General features: G+C 44.0%; 16 protein-coding genes. 6 read left to right on the top strand and 10 right to left on the bottom strand.

The genetic code is table 11. The annotated features are described in order from the left end of the window. Positions 1-4: 4 nt before the first annotated feature. From bioD to coaD, 4 genes are all read right to left on the bottom strand, one after another. The gene (gene bioD / locus B4K26_RS05420) at positions 5-736 is read right to left on the bottom strand and encodes a dethiobiotin synthase (RefSeq protein ID WP_296244019.1); all 732 of its coding nucleotides are present in this window, start codon (positions 734-736) and stop codon (positions 5-7) included. A 14-nt stretch (positions 737-750) separates the two neighbouring features. Beyond that, the gene (bioA, locus tag B4K26_RS05415; RefSeq protein ID WP_409521398.1) at positions 751-2,079 is read right to left on the bottom strand and encodes an adenosylmethionine--8-amino-7-oxononanoate transaminase; all 1,329 of its coding nucleotides are present in this window, start codon (positions 2,077-2,079) and stop codon (positions 751-753) included. 3 nt (positions 2,080-2,082) lie between these two features. Next, positions 2,083-2,331, bottom strand: coding sequence for a YfhL family 4Fe-4S dicluster ferredoxin (locus B4K26_RS05410; protein ID WP_296244018.1), 249 nt, complete (start codon positions 2,329-2,331; stop codon positions 2,083-2,085). A 65-nt stretch (positions 2,332-2,396) separates the two neighbouring features. Beyond that, positions 2,397-2,909, bottom strand: a complete 513-nt coding sequence (coaD, locus tag B4K26_RS05405; RefSeq protein WP_296244016.1) for a pantetheine-phosphate adenylyltransferase — start codon at positions 2,907-2,909, stop codon at positions 2,397-2,399. Between the two features lie 250 nt (positions 2,910-3,159). Here coaD and smpB point away from each other — a divergent pair, with 250 nt between their 5' ends. Beyond that, a complete protein-coding gene (gene smpB / locus B4K26_RS05400) occupies positions 3,160-3,636 on the top strand; it encodes an SsrA-binding protein SmpB (protein ID WP_192522574.1) in 477 nt (158 codons plus the stop codon). 129 nt (positions 3,637-3,765) lie between these two features. Here the strand turns inward: smpB and rarD are convergent, their stop codons facing one another. Beyond that, complete coding sequence (rarD, locus tag B4K26_RS05395; protein ID WP_296244015.1) at positions 3,766-4,788, bottom strand: EamA family transporter RarD; 1,023 nt, start codon at positions 4,786-4,788, stop codon at positions 3,766-3,768. A gap of 242 nt (positions 4,789-5,030) precedes the next feature. Between rarD and B4K26_RS05390 the strand changes: the two genes are divergently transcribed. The 3 genes from B4K26_RS05390 (at position 5,031) to B4K26_RS05380 (ending at position 9,116) form a co-directional block, all read left to right on the top strand. Continuing rightward, positions 5,031-5,498 (top strand): Lrp/AsnC family transcriptional regulator, encoded by a 468-nt coding sequence (locus tag B4K26_RS05390; protein WP_296244014.1) that lies wholly within the window; start codon positions 5,031-5,033, stop codon positions 5,496-5,498. Between the two features lie 166 nt (positions 5,499-5,664). After that, positions 5,665-6,420 carry a hypothetical protein gene (locus B4K26_RS05385; protein WP_296244013.1) on the top strand — a complete coding sequence of 252 codons (756 nt, stop codon included), beginning with the start codon at positions 5,665-5,667 and terminating at the stop codon, positions 6,418-6,420. Between the two features lie 227 nt (positions 6,421-6,647). Next, a complete protein-coding gene (locus B4K26_RS05380; RefSeq protein ID WP_296244011.1) occupies positions 6,648-9,116 on the top strand; it encodes a YgiQ family radical SAM protein in 2,469 nt (822 codons plus the stop codon). A gap of 7 nt (positions 9,117-9,123) precedes the next feature. On the opposite strand, the gene B4K26_RS05375 is transcribed toward B4K26_RS05380, so the two are convergent. After that, entirely contained in the window at positions 9,124-9,387 is a 264-nt protein-coding gene (locus tag B4K26_RS05375; protein WP_296244010.1) for a hypothetical protein, read from the bottom strand. A 216-nt stretch (positions 9,388-9,603) separates the two neighbouring features. On the opposite strand from B4K26_RS05375, the gene B4K26_RS05370 reads away from it, so the two are divergent. Both B4K26_RS05370 and B4K26_RS05365 read left to right on the top strand, forming a co-directional pair. Further along, positions 9,604-10,017: a hypothetical protein gene (locus B4K26_RS05370; protein WP_296244008.1), complete on the top strand. Its 414-nt coding sequence runs from the start codon at positions 9,604-9,606 to the stop codon at positions 10,015-10,017. A 248-nt stretch (positions 10,018-10,265) separates the two neighbouring features. Next, positions 10,266-10,763 carry a hypothetical protein gene (locus B4K26_RS05365; protein ID WP_296244006.1) on the top strand — a complete coding sequence of 166 codons (498 nt, stop codon included), beginning with the start codon at positions 10,266-10,268 and terminating at the stop codon, positions 10,761-10,763. A gap of 50 nt (positions 10,764-10,813) precedes the next feature. Here B4K26_RS05365 and B4K26_RS05360 read toward each other — a convergent pair whose 3' ends face one another. The 4 genes from B4K26_RS05360 to B4K26_RS05345 all read right to left on the bottom strand — a co-directional run bounded on the left by B4K26_RS05360 (position 10,814) and on the right by B4K26_RS05345 (position 19,891). Continuing rightward, complete coding sequence (locus tag B4K26_RS05360; protein ID WP_296244005.1) at positions 10,814-12,418, bottom strand: hypothetical protein; 1,605 nt, start codon at positions 12,416-12,418, stop codon at positions 10,814-10,816. 3 nt (positions 12,419-12,421) lie between these two features. Beyond that, entirely contained in the window at positions 12,422-14,497 is a 2,076-nt protein-coding gene (gene ligA, locus B4K26_RS05355; RefSeq protein WP_296244004.1) for an NAD-dependent DNA ligase LigA, read from the bottom strand. A 198-nt stretch (positions 14,498-14,695) separates the two neighbouring features. Continuing rightward, on the bottom strand, positions 14,696-15,721 hold the full coding sequence (locus B4K26_RS05350) for a cell division protein ZipA C-terminal FtsZ-binding domain-containing protein (RefSeq protein WP_296244002.1): 1,026 nt from the start codon (positions 15,719-15,721) through the stop codon (positions 14,696-14,698). Positions 15,722-15,937: 216 nt separating this feature from the next. After that, positions 15,938-19,891, bottom strand: a complete 3,954-nt coding sequence (locus B4K26_RS05345; protein WP_296244000.1) for an AAA family ATPase — start codon at positions 19,889-19,891, stop codon at positions 15,938-15,940. Between the last annotated feature and the right edge of the window lie 140 nt (positions 19,892-20,031).

Here is a 20,031-nt window from a genome sequence, read left to right as displayed (position 1 = left end):
CTAGTTATCTAGGACAGCCCCTAAATTTTTGAGGGAGCATAAAATCTGCATTGCTACAGCTATTAGCATCTTGCACAGGTAAAGATAACCAATGCGTATCTGGATAATGTTCAGCCAAATACTGTTGCAAAAAATCTATCGTACTATTGGCAATCTCGTTGTCCGTCTGCGCAGCATTGTCATGAATATGGTTGTAGATGACACTATGAATCTTTAAACCACGCGCTTTAATCGCCTCTAAGCTAAGCAACGTATGATTGATACTACCAAGCCGACCGGAAGTCACTAAAATAATCGGATAACCTTCTTGAGCAATATAATCTAAGGTTAATAATTGCTCTGTAATGGGTACGAGCAATCCGCCTGCCCCTTCTAATAGCACCACATCGTAATTTTCTTGGAGGCGCTGCGTAGACTTGGTGATGACGTCAGGATCTAAAACCGCATTGGCGAGCTTAACGGATAAATGCGGCGACGCAGGCTTCTCATAACGATATGGACAAGTGGTGCTGTCAAGGTCACATGGTTGAAGCAGAATACCCATTAATTGGCGATGGACGATAATATCATCGGCAATACTCATCTCGCCACTATCTGAATTCACACTAACGCCTGTTTGTACCAGCTTTTGAGTGATGACGTTGACACCTTGCTGCATAAGCGCTTTTGCGATTATACCCGTCGCATAAGTTTTGCCAATGTCGGTATCAATGCCGGAGATAAATAACACGCTCATGACTATGCTTCCTACTATTTTTCTGTCAAAGACGTTTTCGAGAAATAAGCGCAAACCACGTTTAATAACGCTTGGCAAAGGGTCACAAGCTCATCATCGCTAATCACATAAGGCGGCATGATATAAACCAGTTTACCGAACGGCCTGACCCAAATGCCATGCTCAATCAATAATGATTGGAAAATAGGCATATCAACCGCTTCATCCAATTCAATGACAGCGACCGCACCCAAACAACGAACCTCATTGACACCATTTAAATTCGCCGCTGGCGCAAGTTGCTCTTCCATGATGGTTTGCATATTTGCGGTGCGCGATTCAATGTCGTAAGACAAAATTAAGTCAATCGACGCACAGGCGACCGCACATGCCAGCGGATTTCCCATAAAAGTCGGACCATGCATCAGCGCAGAATACTCGCTTTGACTAATGGTTTCGGCGACCTTGCGGGAACAAAGGGTCGCGGCAAAAGTCATATAGCCACCCGTCAGCGCCTTGCCAACGGTCATAATATCAGGGCTGATACCCGCATGTTCACAAGCAAATAATTTGCCGCTACGCCCAAAGCCCGTGGCGATTTCATCAGCAATTAGCAGCACATCGTATTCGTCACACAATTGCCTTAGCAACTGCAAATACTCGGGATTATAAAAGCGCATCCCGCCTGCACCTTGAATAACAGGCTCAATGATAAATCCAGCAAGCTGATGGCTGTGTTTAGCAAAAAATGCGGTTAACTCTTCACGAACGCTCTGGGAAATCTGACGCTCAAACCCTAAAGGCGGCGCAGTGACGAAATACTGCGTTGGCAATTGCTGGCCGTATAAGCTGTGCATTCCAGCATCAGGATCACAAACGCTCATCGCATGCCAAGTATCACCATAGTATCCGGACTGAGTCGAAGCAAACTGATTCTTTTGTGGAAAACCCGCTGCGATTTGATATTGCAGCGCCATTTTTAGTGCCACTTCCACAGCAATACTGCCGCTATCGGCATAAAATATCGCATCAAGTCCAGCAGGAACGATAGAAAGCAGCTTTTTACCCAAATCTATCGCCGGCTGATGGGTTAAGCCGCCAAACATCACATGCGCCATCTTGCCCAATTGTGCAATCATCGCCGCATTGAGTTTTGGGTGATTATAGCCATGAACGCTTGCCCACCATGATGACATACCATCTATTAAGCGCGTGCCATCTTCAGTGACGATATAAATACCTTCAGCATGGTCGATGACGATATTTGGATAAGTAGGCGGTAAGCTGGCATAGGGATGCCAAAGGTGCTGCTGGTCAAAGTCGTGGGTTGAGAGATTACTCGTTAAAGGTTGTGATATCATCATTTTTTATTTGCCTGTAATGCGTTTGTATTTTGCCAATAAATCGCTTTCAGTTTCGACATGGTTTGGGTCATGCGGGATACAGTCAACAGGGCAAATGACCACGCACTGCGGCTCATTAAAGTGACCGACACATTCGGTACATAAATCAGGGTCGATAACATAGATATCATTGCCCTCTGAGATAGCTTCGTTTGGACAAGCAGGCTCACAGACATCACAATTGATACATTCATCGGTAATTAATAACGCCATAAACTGCTCCTTATTTGCTAGCAGTCAATCATAGGTGAATAAATAAGCTACTTAAAACAAACTCATTATTTAATAGTAAGCTTTTGAATAAAAGCTTCTGATACACAAGGTGGCACAAATTTTGTCACGTCACCGCCAAGTTTGGCAATTTCGCGAATCATCGTTGATGAGATAAACGAGTAATTCTGCGATGGGGTTAAAAATACTGCCTCAAAGTTTTCATCAAGCTCGCGATTCATATTGGCAAGCTGAAATTCATATTCGAAGTCTGACATGGCCCGCAAACCACGCAATACAGCGGTGGCGTTTTTTTCGCGCATAAAATCGACCAGCAAGCCTTCAAAGCCAATCACCGACACTTGCGGTAAATCAGTAAATACGGTTTTGACCAAATGAACACGCTCCTCGAAATTAAACAGTGGCTTTTTATGATGACCAGAGGCAACAGCGATAACCACCTCATCGAATAATTTCGTGGCACGTTTAACCAAGTCTACATGACCGTTGGTAATGGGATCGAAGGTGCCAGGGTATAAAATCTTGGTACGCAATTTTGAAGAAGTAGCAGAAGAGCTCATAACAGGACTAATATGGTTGATGATAATGACCCATATGCTAGCAAATTTTGCTCAAACTTCCTACTTATCTGCTACATTTGTCCTAACAGCCAATTCACCTTTTCGCCGTACGCTTTGCTACAATAGTCGGTTCGACTCATCGCTCTTAATAGGCAAAAAAAGTCTACATTAAAGGGTTAGAATGAGGAACAGTTAGACAGGGACAATAATTTATACAAACAATATAGGTTAAAGTCCTTTTGGAGAAATTATGTCGAAAAAATCAAAAAAACCTGACAATCAAATCTGTGCCAATAAAAAAGCTCGTCATGAGTATTTTATTGAAGAAACCTTTGAGGCAGGTCTGTCGTTACAAGGTTGGGAAGTGAAGGCCATTCGTGCCGGTAAAATGACCATTACCGAAGCGTATATTATCTTCCGTAATAATGAGGCGTTTTTATTTGGGGCGCATATTCAGCCGCTGCTTTCAAGCTCAACGCATGTCAGCCCTGATAGCATCCGTACCCGAAAGCTACTGCTCAATCGCCGCGAAATCGAAAAACTGATGGGCGCGGTCAACCAAAAAGGCTATGCCTGTGTGCCGTTGTCTTGCTACTGGAAACATTCATTGGTGAAATGCCAGATTGCGCTTGCCGTCGGTAAAAAGCAACACGATAAGCGTAAAACGCTAAAAGACCGTGACTGGGAACGTGATAAGCAGCGCGGCTTTAAGCAGCATCTAGATTAAAAGATATTGTAAGCAATACATTTTAATCTGACCTAAAAAGGACGATTCAGCATATTGTTGAATCGTCCTTTTTTACGGCATTAATAAGGTGAGCTTGTGAATTTGATGCAGCAAATTTTACAGTAACTTTTAAGCCATTTCGGCTATTTTATTCAGCTGCGACTCTTTATGCGCGCGGCGTAATTGACAGATACCATGCGCAATGAGGCAAGCGATTCCGAGCCAAATCAAGCCGTAGCTATAAATCATCGCTGATTCAAACGGATTGCCCAAAACGGTGATTGCTAAGATAAATAATAACGCTGGCTCTAAATAACTCATCATACCGTAAACGTTGACAGGGAGCATTTGACTGGCATCAACATTGGTTTTCATTGCCAGCACACTTATCACGCCAAGTCCCGCCAACATCATAATAAAAAAGCTAGAGCTACCAACCAGCCCTAAACTGCTCGGCGCCATAAATAATAAATAGGCGACCGCAAATGGCACAAATATTGTTAAATCGACAAATAAGCCAGTAATCGCGCCAATACCTTGCAGACGGCGCAAGATATAATAAATAGGATACGTTCCGCAAACCCAAAGCGTCGCCCAAGAAACACTCTGCGTGCGGACAATCTCACTACCGACGCCGACAGCGGCAAAGCCAACAGCCAACCATTGTAGACGGCTCAATTTTTCGCCAAATAGGATGCAGCCAAACACCACCATCATCAGTGGAAAGAGAAAATATCCCATCGCGGTTTGAACGCCTTGACCATTCACTGGCGCCCACATAAACAACCAAAATTGACTGAGAAATATGGGTGTTGGCAATAATAACCAAGCCCACTGCTTTACCGTGCGCAACGCCTTTAATTTATCAATATGCAAACCCAAGCGTCCACTAATCAGCAAATAACCCACTAAAGCCGCCCACATCGCGAGCATACGCAAGATAAAGACTTGCGTACCAGATAACGGCACTAAAAAACTGCTATAGGCGTACAGTACACCAAACAACAGATTTGATAATATAGCCAGCGCCACGCCCATGATTAAGGTACGCTGCTGCGCGCTACCCGATATCCATATCGCCGGTACGAGCAGGCGAGAAGCAGTCGTTGCTAACTTATTGGCAAATACAGTAGATAACATCGAGGTAGACATAAAAAAGCACCATAAATTGTGTCAAATATTGAAAACGAGACCGAAGAAAATAATAGAAATAACGCGTCGTATGATTGTTAAACGACACGGTGTATTTTATAGAGGCGTTGTGAGAGATTATCTCTAATTTTATTTCTAGGCGAATTTTTTTCTCAATAAACACGTTAAAATATATAATATTTATTGATTCCCTATTTATATTAGTAATAATGTTTTCCATACTGTTTTAGAGATTAAATTTTATGACTCAGCCTTTGGATAATACTGATAAAGCCATTTTAAACTTGCTCCAAGAGGACGCCTCGTTACCGCTAAAAACCGTGGCAGAGCGTGCACATGTTTCCGTGGCGACCGCTCAGCGGCGCGTTCAGGCGTTGATAAACAATGGCGTGATTACCAAACAAGTCGCTATTGTCGATCCCAACAAGGTTGGTTATAGCTTGACTGCTGTCGTAATGGTGGAAATGGCACGCTCTAATAACTCGATGCAGCATCGATTTGAGCGCTTGATGAACGATCAGCCGCGAGTGATGAGCTGTTATGAAGTGTCGGGCGATGCGGATTTTATGCTCATGGTCAATGCTAAAAATATGAGCGACTATCACCAATTTACGCGTAATTTATTGACTTACGAAAATAACGTTCGCAGCTTTAAAAGCCAGTTTGTGATGAATTTTACTAAGAGCGGGACTAAGATTTTGTTGGATTAATCATAGCTACAAAGGACATGCAGATTTTATTATCAATGATATGTAGATAAGTTGACGCTAAACCATGTACGATATCAACGGAAGTTCGGCATTAAAGATTAGCTGTCAGACAGCTGATGAATAACACAGCAATAGCCCACCCCATGACAGACAAGGAAGCCTTATTATGATTAAAAAAGTCGAGTATAACGCCGCCAATAAAAGCTCTCAAATATTCTCGAAATCATTGAATCCAAAAACCTTATTAACAGGCGCAACCCTTGCAGCTCTGCTTGCTAGTTCAGGCTGTGCTACTAGCTCATTATTAGAAAACAACAATCGTGTCAGCACAACGACGGCTAAGAGCGTTCTGTCTGAAGATCAAATTGTGGCGTTTGGTCGTCCTGCTCAGGCACTGCCAAAAATGCCCAATGCAACGATGGTTATCGTCGGGGAAAAGAATAGCTATGTGCTCACCCAAGGTGGCACAGAGATGGTTAATTTATTGACCAACTTGACACCCAAAAACATTCAAGTCGATAATGACATGAGCTTTTATGTTCCCAATAACGATGGTTACTTTCAAGGCGAAATGAAGCTGTCTTATGCCAAATTAAAGGACGAGTTTAAACGCTCAGATTATCAGTTCTTTTTGCAAAACAATGGCCGCGACTGTACCTCAGCCAGCGACCAGCATATCAATGCTCAGCGCTTTTGCTTTAGCGTCCCTGTCAAGGGCGCTATCTATCCGCAGGTCAGTAATTTAAGTATGATTCAGTCCAATTATCGCGCTTTAACCAAACCTTATATCGTGAGTTTTTATACCCAGACGCAGCAAAACCAAGTATCGTCTAGCGGTACTAATACTGTCCAAAAATTAGTCTTATTGCCTTTTGCCCTAGCGTTTGATGTGGTCACCTTTCCATTCCAACTATTAGAGTAGTAATTCCTCTCTATAGACATGGATTTAAAACAAAAAAGCTGCTAATTTTTAGCAGCTTTTTTGTCTAGATTACCCGCGCTATCAATAACTTATCATCCATCCTTTATCATCGTTTATGACATCGTGAGCATTATTCATGTTAAAATGAGCGCTTTTAAATGGGCCGTTACTGTTTTTAACGAATAACGGCTTTTTTAGTGTCACTTTTTTAATTAACAGGTCCGCTCATGTCTGCTGATACCATCGCTCGCACCGCCTTTAAACAAGGCACCAAACCACTTTACGACTACGACAAACATTGGGCGAGCTGCTACGAGCCTGCGCCTTATTTGCCAATGAGCCGCAAAGAGATGGACGATTTGGGCTGGGATGCCTGCGATGTCATCATCATCTCAGGCGATGCTTATGTCGACCACCCAAGCTTTGGCATGGCAATTATCGGCCGTTTATTAGAAGCGCAAGGCTTTCGCGTCGGAATCATTGCCCAACCAGATTGGAAGAGCAAAGACGCCTTTATGGAACTTGGTAAGCCGGTTTATGCGTATGGTGTGACCGCCGGTAACATGGACAGTATGATTAATCGCTATACCGCTGACCGAAAAATCCGAAGTGATGATGCGTACTCGCCCGGTAACGTGGCTGACAAACGTCCTGACCGCGCGGCGATCGTTTACAGCCAGCGTTGCCGCGAAGCCTATCCTGATGTGCCCATTATTTTGGGCGGAATCGAGGGTAGCTTACGCCGTATCGCCCATTATGATTATTGGTCGGATAAAGTCCGCCGCAGTATCTTGATGGATGCCCGCGCTGATGTCTTACTCTATGGAAATGCTGAACGCGCCATCGTCGATGTGGTGCATGGGTTATCAAAAGGGTATACCTTTGAGCAAATGAGCAGTTTGCGCGGAACGGCGTATTTATTGACCCCGACCCGCCGCCATTGGCAAGCAGGCATGACCGAGGTTGCCAGTAATGACGTCGATACCGTTGGCCGCGTTGATCCCATTATTAATCCATATGTGATGACGGAAGACGTTGATCAGTGTTCAATCGAGCAAGACAAGACTAGCGCCTCGCCCGTTGGACAAGCTACGCCAGCAATGACTGGCGTGTCAGCCCAATATGCGAAACAGTATCAAGGTTTTGTCGCCGAACCCGTGACCAATAAAGTCTTAAATGCTGACCAAGTCGATGAAGACACACAAATCGTACAAATGCGCGGCTTTGATAAACCACAAACCGCGCGAAAGCATAAATTAAAAATGCCACCGCGTGAGCAAACGGTTATTCGTCTGCCGGATTATGAGCATGTCAAAGCTGACCCAGTTTTGTACGCGCATGCAAACCGAATCTTACACCTTGAGACCAATCCGGGAAATGCGCGTGCTTTGGTGCAGCGCCATAGCAGCGGCGCTGGAAACTCACACACTTCGATTGACGTTTGGCTTAATCCGCCACCGATTCCACTTTCAACCGAAGAGATGGATTACGTTTTTGATTTGCCGTACGCTCGTCTGCCGCATCCAAGCTATGGTGATGCACGCATTCCTGCTTATGATATGATTAAATTTTCGGTCAATATCATGCGCGGCTGTTTTGGCGGTTGTACGTTTTGCTCAATCACCGAGCACGAAGGTCGTATTATCCAAAACCGCTCAGAAGACTCTATCTTGCGTGAAGTCGAAGCCATTCGTGATACCGCACCAAACTTTACTGGCGTCATCTCCGACCTTGGTGGTCCAACGGCCAATATGTATCGCCTTAACTGTAAAGATGAGACGATTGAGAAAAACTGCCGAAAACCGTCTTGCGTCTATCCTGATGTCTGCGATAACTTGATTACTGACCACAGCAATTTAACCCAGCTATACCGTAAAGCGCGTGATATTAAAGGCGTGAAAAAAATCCTGATTGCCTCTGGTTTGCGTTATGACTTGGCGGTTAAAGATCCTGAATATGTCAAAGAGTTGGTCAGTCATCATGTTGGCGGTTATCTAAAAATCGCTCCTGAGCATTCAGAAGAAGCAGTGCTGTCAAAAATGATGAAGCCTAGCATGGGTAGCTACGATAAGTTTAAAGCCATGTTTGAGCAGTACAGTCAGGAAGCAGGCAAAGAGCAATATCTGATTCCGTACTTTATCGCCGCTCATCCTGGCACCAAAGATGAAGATATGATGAATTTGGCCTTGTGGCTTAAAAACTATGGCTACCGTGCTGACCAAGTTCAGGCGTTTTATCCTAGTCCGATGGCGACCGCAACCACCATGTACCATACGCATAAAGACCCGCTGCATAAGGTGAGCCGCAGTGAGGGCGATATGGATATCGTCAAGTCTGGCAAGCAGCGTAAACTGCATAAAGCGTTCTTACGCTATCACGACCCAAAAAACTGGGTCATGCTGCGTAAAGCGCTGCAAGATATGGGACGTGGGGATTTGATCGGTAAAGGTCGTGGCTGCTTAATCCCGCCATTTAACGCCAGTTTAGAAGGTCGCGACGCGGCGCAAGACAGCTATCAATCGGCGCGTAAAAAGAACAGCCGCTTGGGTAATGACTCGGTGAAACGCAGTAATAATAGTCCTAACGCTGCAAAAAACACCTCGAATAAAAGCACATTGAGCAAAAATCACAAAAAAGTTAGTAAAGGCAACTTCCAAACTCAGCATACAGGTCTGCCACCGCGCAAGACTAAATAGTTAAACACTAAAAGCAGCTGTTAAATTCAGCATGTCTTAACCATGCCCAAATTAAAGCGCCTATCAGCTCAGCAGTCGATAGGCGCTTTTTTATGTTTTGCCCATTAAATATATTGGTCTTTTTAAATAACTGTTTGAGCTTATAGTCAAAATATCCTAAAAACGCGGCGGTATTGCTGATATCAATTTTTTGTAGCCTCTGTCTGCGTAGGCACAGCAAGCAAGAAAAATTGATATCAGCAGTGCTTGATGTATTGATATTATTTTTCATCCACTATAGTTATTTTACAAAGGCTATTAAGGACAACGTTACATTAGTCAGTGTTTAAGTAACTTAACGAACATGTAACAAACAATTTCTAACATTCTCTAGAAAGTCTTTTCGTTAACATAGGCGCTATATGCATAAGGCGCCGTTAAAAAGCGCACGATTAGAAAAAGCATAGTCAAAAAATACCTGCTAATTTTTAAATTTTTGGAGAATGCCATGAATACCCTAACCAAGGTTGCTGTTGCCCTACCTGCTTTAGCGCTACTCAGTGCCTGTGCGACCACCGCACCTACTACGCCAAACAAAACCCCCGCGTCAGAAAGCGTGACTGATGTCGCCTATGACCGTATGGCGCCAGCCCCTTATACCTGTACCGATGACAGCAAAATCTTGGCAAAACAGTCAATCAATAAAAAACAAGTCATGCTAAATGCGACTTTACCTAAAGTAAACTGGGCAGACCAGCCAATCATTCTAAATGGCGGTGTCCAAGGTGACACTGCAAGCTACGTTAACGAGTCAAATCCAGAAGTGGTGTATGCATGGCACATGAAAGACGACAAGGGTATCCTTGCAATGAAATGGGCAAACGGTAAAGAATATCAAGTAAACTGTCAGATAGGCAGATAATGATTTTGGTTTAATCGTGCATTAATAATGATAAACCTATCATTGTTCAATCTAGCAACAATATAAACAGTCATCGAACGGTGGCTGTTTTTTTATGGCTGAAATTTAAAAGTGTACTCGCCAACGCTTTATTTTATTATGCTAGAGAAGCAAAGAGAAAACTGGCAAAATAGCGCTGATAACAATTGCATGACGATCAATAATAAAAGGATACTTCGATGGTTAAGCGCCTCATAAGTATGATGATAATGGCTAGCATAGGCTTGGCGGCACTAACGAGCTGCGATAATAGCGCCAACAATGCTGATGCTAACACCTCTGCTACGCAAACACCTGACGCGGCAGACGTGCATACTATTGACTGGTCACTGGTCGCAAGCGGAGAAAAAGCTGTTGACCCTGCCAATTATGAGTATCCGTTTGCGCTCGATAGCCAAAATGTGCGCGATTATGCCGAGTATTTCGGTGTGGATAATGCCACCGCGCAGCACAATCTGACCGTGAGTATGGCAAGCAATGAAGCACTCTCAAAAGTGCTCGATCAGCTTAGCGAAACCTATACTTCGCACGAGCTAACCGATGACAAAGAGATGAAACTTATCATTCATACCACGCCTGATGTCGCTGCCAGTAGCTATGATTATGTGCTGTCCGATGACTTTGCGAAAGGATTAGTATTGCCTATCGTGATTCAGCCGGATAGTAAGAAAGGTGAGGTTAAGGCGCATGGAGAGGTGGCGGAGTAGAAATTAGTAGCGTGTGTTTTAGCCTATATCACACACGCAACTAAAGGACATTAAGTTTGCCGATATGGGTTATTTGAAAGATCAATTCTAACCTTTTTCTTATCTTTACTTTCGCAGAGTAATTTAGATAAATAAGGTTGGTATTGAGTAGCAGCAGGAGCAATATATATCTTGTCTAGGTTATCCCTTACATCAGCTTCATACTCAACATATAGAAACTTTCCAAACTCCATTTTTACTTTTTTATCGTCAAGCGAAGTGATATAAATCATTCGGCATTCTTGTTCTTCTTGAAATGCTGAGTGTTTAACGAGATATTTTAAAGGTAGGAGAATTTCGTTTAATAGTATTTTTATATTATTTATCAATCTTGAGTTTATCTCCTCAATTTTAATCATTTCTTCGTCAATCGCTTTATAATGAGTTTTGAGAGCTGTAAAAGCGATGCTAAAATCATCAGTTTTTTTATCAATAAAGCTTTTGTAGCTCTTCCATTCGTGTTCAGCTTTACTTATTTTCTCACTTCCTGCTTGTGCAGTGTCATCATTAAACTCTCGAAAAAATGTTAGTCGATTACGCTGGGCTAAATGAATGTAGTTAGAAGTAGGATCAAGATAGACACATCTCATTACTGGCTGCTTTTTAATTCTTTCTATAGATTTTTCGTCAGTACTTCTTTGAATAGAAGTTGCACTGATTTTTTGTAAACTATATTCAAATGCTACGTAAGACAACCCTGCAGTAGAATCATGTTTTTGAAAGAAATTTTGATTAAATACTAAACTAATTCCAGAGGCTTCCTTATTATCTTGTTTACCGTATAGTCTGAACTGGTTAAGACTATCGTGATTAAAGGTAAAACAACTAATAAAAGCATGCAGCTTTTCGTCAAAATCTGGCGCATAAAATGAGGTTTCTGTTACACCTTTCAAATTATTTAAAAGTAGTTGACCTTCACTTGGGTCATTTACATTATTAATAGTATTTAGACGAAATAAACTTGGTCGCCCTTTTGCTTTCTCTATAGCTAATAGTTTTTCTGTTGTGTATGTCCCTGTGTAGTGAGCTAACTTTCTTTCAGGAGCTTTTTCGGCATCTGACAGCTGACCAAAATCTAATCTCAAAATATCGACTACTGATAATATTTTATCTAAAAGCTCTATAAAAGCTTTACCTAGAGTTTCAGTTTCAGGCTCTAGGAGGAAACTATGTATCTTATCATAACAGTATGATTCATAAGGATATGTGTGGCTAACTAATCTAAATAACTTTATAGACTTTCCATATTCTTTCTTTGATAAATAATCCTTTGCAAATTTGAAGGCATATCTACTTGCAATTGAAGATACCCAAGAATTATCACTTAATAACTCTACTAATATCTCAGAAGCTTCTTCCAAACTATTTTCATGATTATACTTAATAACAGATATATTCATCCGAGCTAACTCATAGTACTCTTTGTCATCAGTTTTTCTTATCTTCTTTAATGCTTCTAACGCTAAATTATATTGCTTGTTATCTATTCTGTGGTTATAAATTCCAAATTGGGCTTGTGCAAAAGCAGTACCACCACCTTCACGCGTCACTTTCTGCAACTCTTCAAGTTCTTTTCGAGTATCTTCATCCAAACCTTCTAAATCATCAATATTCATACCCTACTCCCTAACCAACGCCAAGAACTCATCCTCACTCACCACTTTTACACCCAATTTTTCCGCTTTGGTGAGCTTCGAGCCAGCTTTATCACCTGCCAATAGTGCAGTGGTTTTTGCAGAGATACTGCCTGAGACTTTGGCACCGAGCGCTTGCAGTTTGGCTTTGGCTTCATCACGCGCCATGCTATCAAGCGCGCCCGTAATGACCCACGTTTGCCCATCGAGCGGCAATCCCTCTGACACCACTTGCTCAACCTTATCCCAATGCACGCCAGCTTCTCGTAAGGCGATAATGACTTCGATATTGTGCGGAGCGCGGAAAAACTCATAAATAAGCTCGGCGGTAATCGCGCCGACGTCAGGCGTTTGTAGGAGCTTGTCAATATCTGCTGCCATCAGGCTATCAAGGTCGCCAAATTGCTGTGCCAAATTCTGCGCGGTGGTCTCACCGACACCGCGAATACCAAGCGCATAGATAAATCGCGCCAGCGTCGTCTGCTTACTGGCTTCGATAGCATTAACGATGTTTTGCACTGATTTTTCGCCCAATTTTTCAAAATTAATCAGCTCATCCGTATGCTTGTGCAACTGATAGATATCAGCGACAGTCTTGACCAGACCATGCTCAAAAAAGCTAATCAGCCAACTGGCGCCCAAGCCATCGATGTCCATCGCTCGGCGCGAGACAAAATGAATAAGCGCTTCGGTCTGCTGCGCCGGACAAAACAATCCGCCCGTACAACGTGCCAACGCTTCGCCTTCGGGCAATACCACAGGCGAGTCACAGACGGGACAGGTCGTTGGCAGCTCGACGGGTTCTGAATCTGCGATGCGTTGATCAACCCAAACGCGGGTGACTTTGGGGATAACATCGCCTGCACGGTGCACGCTGACCATATCGCCTGCGCGTACGTCTAAGCGCTGAATTTCACCGAAGTTATGTAAGGTGACATTGCTGACGGTGACGCCGCCGACTTTCACAGGTTCGAGCTTGCCAACTGGGGTGATTTGACCCGTGCGTCCGACTTGCCATTCGATATCGTTTAGACGCGTCATCACGGTTTCAGCAGGGAATTTATAAGCGGTTGCCCAGCGCGGCTCACGGGATAAAAAGCCAAGTTGGGATTGCAGGGCTAAGCTATTGACTTTAATGACCGTGCCATCGATTTCAAACGGCAATTTTGCGCGTTTTTCAATGACGGATTCATAGTACTCTTGCGCCTCGCGAGGGTTCTGCACCACTCTGACAGCGCTGACACTAAAACCAATATCGCCAAGCCAAGCCAAGGCAGCTGATTGGGTTTCGATAGTTTCAGGTAAACCTTGGTTAACGGAGTAGCAATAAAAGGCAAGCGGACGGCTGGCAGCAATAGCGGGGTCTAGCTGGCGTAAGCTTCCAGCGGCAGCGTTGCGCGGATTGGCAAAGGTTTTATCGCCTTTTTCTTCCGCTAAGCGGTTTAAACGCTCAAAGCCTGCTTTTGGCATCAGAACCTCACCACGTACCTCTAACAGCGGAATATCAGCAGCATCAGCAAGCCAAAGCGGTAGGTTTCGAATGGTCTTGGCATTTTGGGTAATATCTTCACCCGTTTGCCCATCACCGCGCGTCACCGCTTGCACAAATTTACCGTAAGTGTATTTTAATGACACCGCCAAGCCATCTAATTTTAGCTCAATTTCATACTCAGGATTTTTCTGCGCGTCATTGAGACGATCATTGACGCGGCGCATAAAATCGCGCAAATCATCGTATTCAAAAACGTTACCAAGCGACAGCATCGGAATATCATGAGTAACTTGGGTAAAAGCAGACAGCGGCGTATCGCCGACCTGATTGATCGGACTGTCCGGCTGAATCAAGTCTGGATATTCTTCTTCAAGTTCCAACAAAGAGCGACGCAACTGATCGTATTCGCTGTCTTCTAAGACGGGATTGTCGAGCACATAATAGGCATAATTATGCGTCTTTAACGTCTCTATAAGCGTGCGCATTTGGGTGATAATAGCAGCATCATTTTTTTCAGAGTGGGCAGCATTAGGGTCTTTAGTAGTCGGCGGTAAGATAGAATCAGTCATAGTCAGCGTCTTTTTTACAATTCAAGATGCCGATATCATAACAAGTTTGCAGATGGGTCGGATAACATTTTATAGAAAAACAGACGTATAAAAACAGGCAAATGAAAAACGAATAATCCAAAAACCAAAAAAGGCAAATAACGTTATCGCTATTTGCCTTTTTTAGTACTTAATCAATATTTTTAATAATTGGTTTTATTAACCTTCATAATCACGAACTTGGTTTCGCAGCTGTTGTTTATATTCTGGGGTAATGGGTTCGTTTTCTTCATCGAGCATAACGGCGTCCAAATCGCTTGCCATCATATAGGCAATACTCATCATGCTATCGAAGCTACGCAAAGCTTGCGGATGCGGTAATGATAAAAACACGACCACGCCATTATAAGTATTGGTCGCCACACTATGCGGATCAAAAGGCGCGATACCATTATCGGTGATGCCCATCATACTAAACCAAAGCATGCCAGTGCCATCTTTTTGCTCATAGCGATGGAACATATTCATCACACCATAGCGCAGACCGTATTTATCCACTAACGCCAATAAATCACGGCCACGAATCACCGCAGCTGGACGGTCACGGTATTGGTGCGGCAGAATGGTAATATTGATATTATCTTGGGCATTGATTAATGGACCGTTTTGCGCTTCATCGACTGGCTCTGATAAATGCTGATCGAGGATCGGGCTATTATTATCAAAGCTTGGCTCATCTACGGTATCAATCACGGGCATCAGACTGTCAGTCGCTGACATGAGGCTTGAAAACGCATCAGGCTCTTGCTCGATATGCATCTGCTCAGCGACTTCTGAAAACTCGCTATTATCCGCTCGCTGCTGCTCTTCTTGCCAGCGAGCATAGTCTTCATCACTGATATGGCTGTAATTATCGTTCGCACTATTATTTAAACCATTGTTTTCAGCCGTTAGCTGCGTATCGACATTGCTATGTGCTTGCGTCAACGGCGCATCTTCAACAACGGCATTGAGATAACTGCGATCAGGAGCGATACTGGTTTCGCCTGCGACGGTATCGTCTAAGTCTGGCTGCTCGACGATATTGCGCTCATGACGCGGAATAATGGGAATACCGTTTTTATCATAATTGACCGCGGCAGCCTCAGCAGTTTTTCGTCGTTTAAAGCTGCGAATGACCATAAACAGCCCTGCAAGCACGATAAATGCGGCAATGGCGATCAAGATAAACTGGATAGCGGTCATGAGAAATACATCCTAATATATGACAAAAGGGAAGGTACAAGTGCGAAGAAATGGCAATAGTCTAGCATGGCTAAAGAATATCGTCACCATATAGTCATCGATTATCATTAGCCCCACATACTTGACCGACTACGTGTGTGGCTTTATATTCCAGCCCTAACTATACCACTGACCATCGCTTCCAGTGATTAATTATTTTGCTATTCAGCGCTGCTCTTAATCAGAAAGGTAACTTGCTGCTTCATCTAGTGACACACTGACCAAGGTAGAAATCCCTGCGCTTGGCATAGTGACGCCTTTTAATTCATCAGCAATCTGCATCGTCAGCTTATTATGACTGATAAAGATAAACTGCAAGTCATTTGCTAACTCATTTATCAAGCCTGTAAAACGGGCGACATTGGCATCATCAAGCGGCGCATCAACTTCATCAAGTACACAAAATGGCGCTGGATGCTGCTTAAATATCGCAAAAATTAAGCTAAGCGCGGTCAAAGTTTTCTCACCACCCGACAGTACCGCAAGGCGGCTATTGCGCTTACCCTTTGGCTGTGCCATTAAGGTCAGCCCTGCCCGCCATTGTTCTGACTTTGGTGAATTGGCTGGCATGTCCTCTAAATTCAACGTTAAGCTTGCTTGCCCGCCGCCAAAGACTTTGGCAAATAAATTGGCAAGCTCATTATTGACCGCATCGAGCGTCTGCATAAACAGCGTCTTGGTGGTCTCATCGATTGAAGCAATTGCCTCCTTCAATGTTTCCATACTGGCTGCAATGTCTGCTGTTTGCTGTGCCAGCGGCTCCAGGCGCTCATTAACATCTGTCAATTCTGCTACCGCAGCAAGATTGACCGCACCTATTTTACTTAATTGCTGCTCAAGCTTTGCATGCTCAGACTCTAATTCAGCGATTTTATCCGGTCGAACGCGGCGGTCATGAGCAATAAAATCTGCTATTAAATTTGAGACGCTCATGGTTTGCTGCGGCGGCTGAGATATGTCAGACTGCCTTTGATACTTATGACTGACTTTATGGTAAGCATCTAGCGCTTCTTGCGTTTGGCGACTGGCATCGTCTAACCGCGCGGCGCTGAGCGCCAATTCTGTCGTGAGACTGGCAAGCTCATTTTGCTGCGTTTGCAAGGTATTTTGCAAGCTATCTAGCTCGACCTGCTGCTCAGCATAATTTTGCTTTAGGTCATTCAATGCTGTTTCGCGCGTCGTCAATAACGCTTGCTGCTCATCGCACGCTGTCTGCGCAATTTGTAACGCTTCTTGCAGGGCGGGTAATTTATTTTGTTGCTGTTCATGATTTGCATTTAGATTTTGCTCGCTTTTCAGCGACTGTTTATGCTGCTCGGTTGCGCGCCCAAGACTGCTCACGCTATGCTCTAATCGTATCTCGCTTTGTTGGATACGAAGCTGCAATGCTTGCCAAGCATCATCATCTGCCTGCCGCGCACGATTTAGCTCACTACGCTCGGACTGCAATTGCTGACTTAACGCACGCGCATCGGCTATTTGCGGTGTTAGAACTGCTATTTCGCTTGCGATATTTTGCTTCTCTAGATTGAGCGCATTTTGTTCTTGTTCAAGCTCTTCCTGCTCTTGTTCAAGAGCGGTTTTGTCATCATTTAAACGCTGACTGTCCGCTTGCAGGCGTTCAGCGTTGGCGCGCTCAGTAATGAGTTTTTGCTGATATTGATGTTTATTACGGGTCAATTGCTGAGCTTGAGCGCGCGTTTCTTCTAAGCTAATATTGAGCGCATCATAGTTGCGCTGGTGCTCAGCAATAGTCTTTTGCTGATTCTGTATTTTACTTTCCAACTCATCAAGCAACGCTTCTAATTCTTGCAAACGGTTACGCTGCTGTAAACGCTGGCTTAAAAATTGACTATTACCATCATTTTGACCTTTTTGTGTACCAGCAAATTTGCTTAGATTAATCGTACCTCGACGACTGATAAGCCAGCCATCAGTCGTAAGTAAAGCGGCTGACGACGGCAATACTTTTAAAATCTCGCTAAGCGTTTCAAGCGTTTGCTTATTCGTCATTTCAGATTGAGCAGTATATAAATAACACTGTTGCCAAAGCGTTAAATTCGGTGCAGTAATCAGCTCTGATAAAGACAGTACTTCATCCGTTAAGTGACCTGGCAAATTACCAATAAATGGTTTTGAATTTTTAACATTTTGCTTAGCAGATAGCCATAAACTATGACCTATTTCTGCTGATTTTCCTTTGCTACTAGGACTATTAATCTCATTTTGTGCGCCTTGGTAAGTAAACAAAGTCGATAAATCATGTTCAAGCGCCTGCCATAAGCTGTCTGACTTCTGGAAGTTATCATTACTCTTTCCGTTGTCCGATTGATTAGAAAATTGATTAGAAACCAGTACATGGCTATCCAGCCATAACGCCAATACGCTATCAAGTAGCTCTGCGTGCTCCTGACCTTTTGCACTTAGCTCAATCTGCTCGCGCAAGGTTGTGATGGTTAAGTCGTCATGACTAATGACTGAGTTGTTTCCACCCCAGGCCTTAACGTCATCAGCTTTTACACCTGCCTGCTGTTGAGGCTTTGGCAAGGGTTTTGGATGCAATATCTGATGCAAGGTATCGTGTTCACTTGCCAATACCGCATGACGTTTTTCATCCTCGCTTAGCGCGCGCTGCTGCGTATGCAAACGTTGCTGTAACTCATGCGCTTGCGGTTGCAACTCTGATAATCGCTCATCAACGCTATCTTGTTGGCGCTCAATCTGCTGCAACTGTTTATTTAGCTCAGTCACCTGCGCATCTAACGTCTGCTGTAAACCGTTCGCACCACTTTTCTCATGTCCATCAACAGCATTAATAGGTGATAGTGACTGTTGTAATTGCTGCCATAAACTCTGCCAGTTCTGCTGACGGCGCTGCCATTTCTCATGATTTTGCTGCTGGCGTTTTTGCGCTTGGCTATTAATGACTTGCTGCTGCTCAAGGATGCGCGCTTTATCTTGCAGGCGCGATAGCTGGTTTTGCGCGTCATGGTAGGCGCGCTGCATCGGTTGCTCATTGCGTTTATGCGACTCACGTTTATTGTTAAGCTCGCTAAGCTGTGGCCGCAATATATCTAGTACATTTTGCTGCTCGGCTTGCTCAGATTTTAAACGCTCAATTTCATCGACTGCTTGTCCGCGCTGCTGCTCTAAATTGGCAAGTTGCTGCGCGATGGTGCTTAATTGTGATTTAGCATCACCTAACTGATGTTCTGCTTGTTGATAGCTTAATTGTTGCTGATAATGCGAGCTTTGCGCATCATCTTTGAGCCACTGCTCTTGATTGATATGAGCGGCAAGCTTATCTTGTTTGGCTTTTAGGGTTTCATAACTGGCTTGCAGTGTGGCGACTTCATTGACACTGCGCTCATGGGCAATTTTTTGCTGCTGCTGATAGTACTTGGCTTGATATAACTGCTGAATGGCAAGTTGCTGCTTGATATCAGCAAGCGCTAGCGCCAGCTCTTCATAACGCTCAGCACTGGCAGCTTGCTTGGCCAGCCGCTTTTGTTGGCTAATCAGCTCGCTTTGCATATCGTGCAGACGGGCTAAATTATCTTGAGTCCTCTCAAGCTTCTTTTGCGTCTCTTCACGGCGCGCTTGATAACGAGAAACGCCAGCGGCTTCTTCGATAAATTCTCGCAGCTGCAACGGGCTAGAGTCAACAATTCGCCCAATCATGCCTTGTTCGATCACGGCATAACTGCGCGCGCCCAGCCCTGTTCCCAAAAACACATCGACCACATCACGGCGACGACAACGCGTGCCATTGATAAAGTAATCTGAGCGGCCATCCAAATTTACTTGACGGCGGACTGCCAACTCTTGATAGAGATTAAATTCATGGCGAATTCCCGTCTGCTCGTCTTGCGTATGCTCAAAGGTCAGCTCGACACTGGCAACGCTTTTGGCGGCTTTATCTTGCGTACCTGCAAAGATAACATCACTCATCGCCCCACCACGCAGCTGCTTAGCCGAGGTCTCTCCCAGCACCCAACGAATGGCATCAATGACGTTGGATTTGCCGCAGCCGTTTGGGCCGACAATGGCGGTAATGCCATGTCGAAAGGTAAAAGTTGTGGGATTGGCAAAGGATTTAAAGCCTGCCAGCTTGAGAGATTTTAGACGCATGAAGGATCGATAAACTTAGCAAAAACAGGCGGCTATTCTACCGCAAATTGTGATGAGTTTTTAGGGTTTGTATTGTCTGAATTCGAACTTTTAAGTAATGATATAAAAAGCGCTCATCTCTTTTGGAGATGAGCGCTTTA

Origin of the sequence: Psychrobacter sp. UBA6766 (genome assembly GCF_002453355.1) — a bacterium.
Classification (GTDB): domain Bacteria; phylum Pseudomonadota; class Gammaproteobacteria; order Pseudomonadales; family Moraxellaceae; genus Psychrobacter.
The sequence above is the reverse complement of the archived record's forward strand: the minus strand, read 5'-3'. Positions and strand labels throughout refer to the sequence as shown.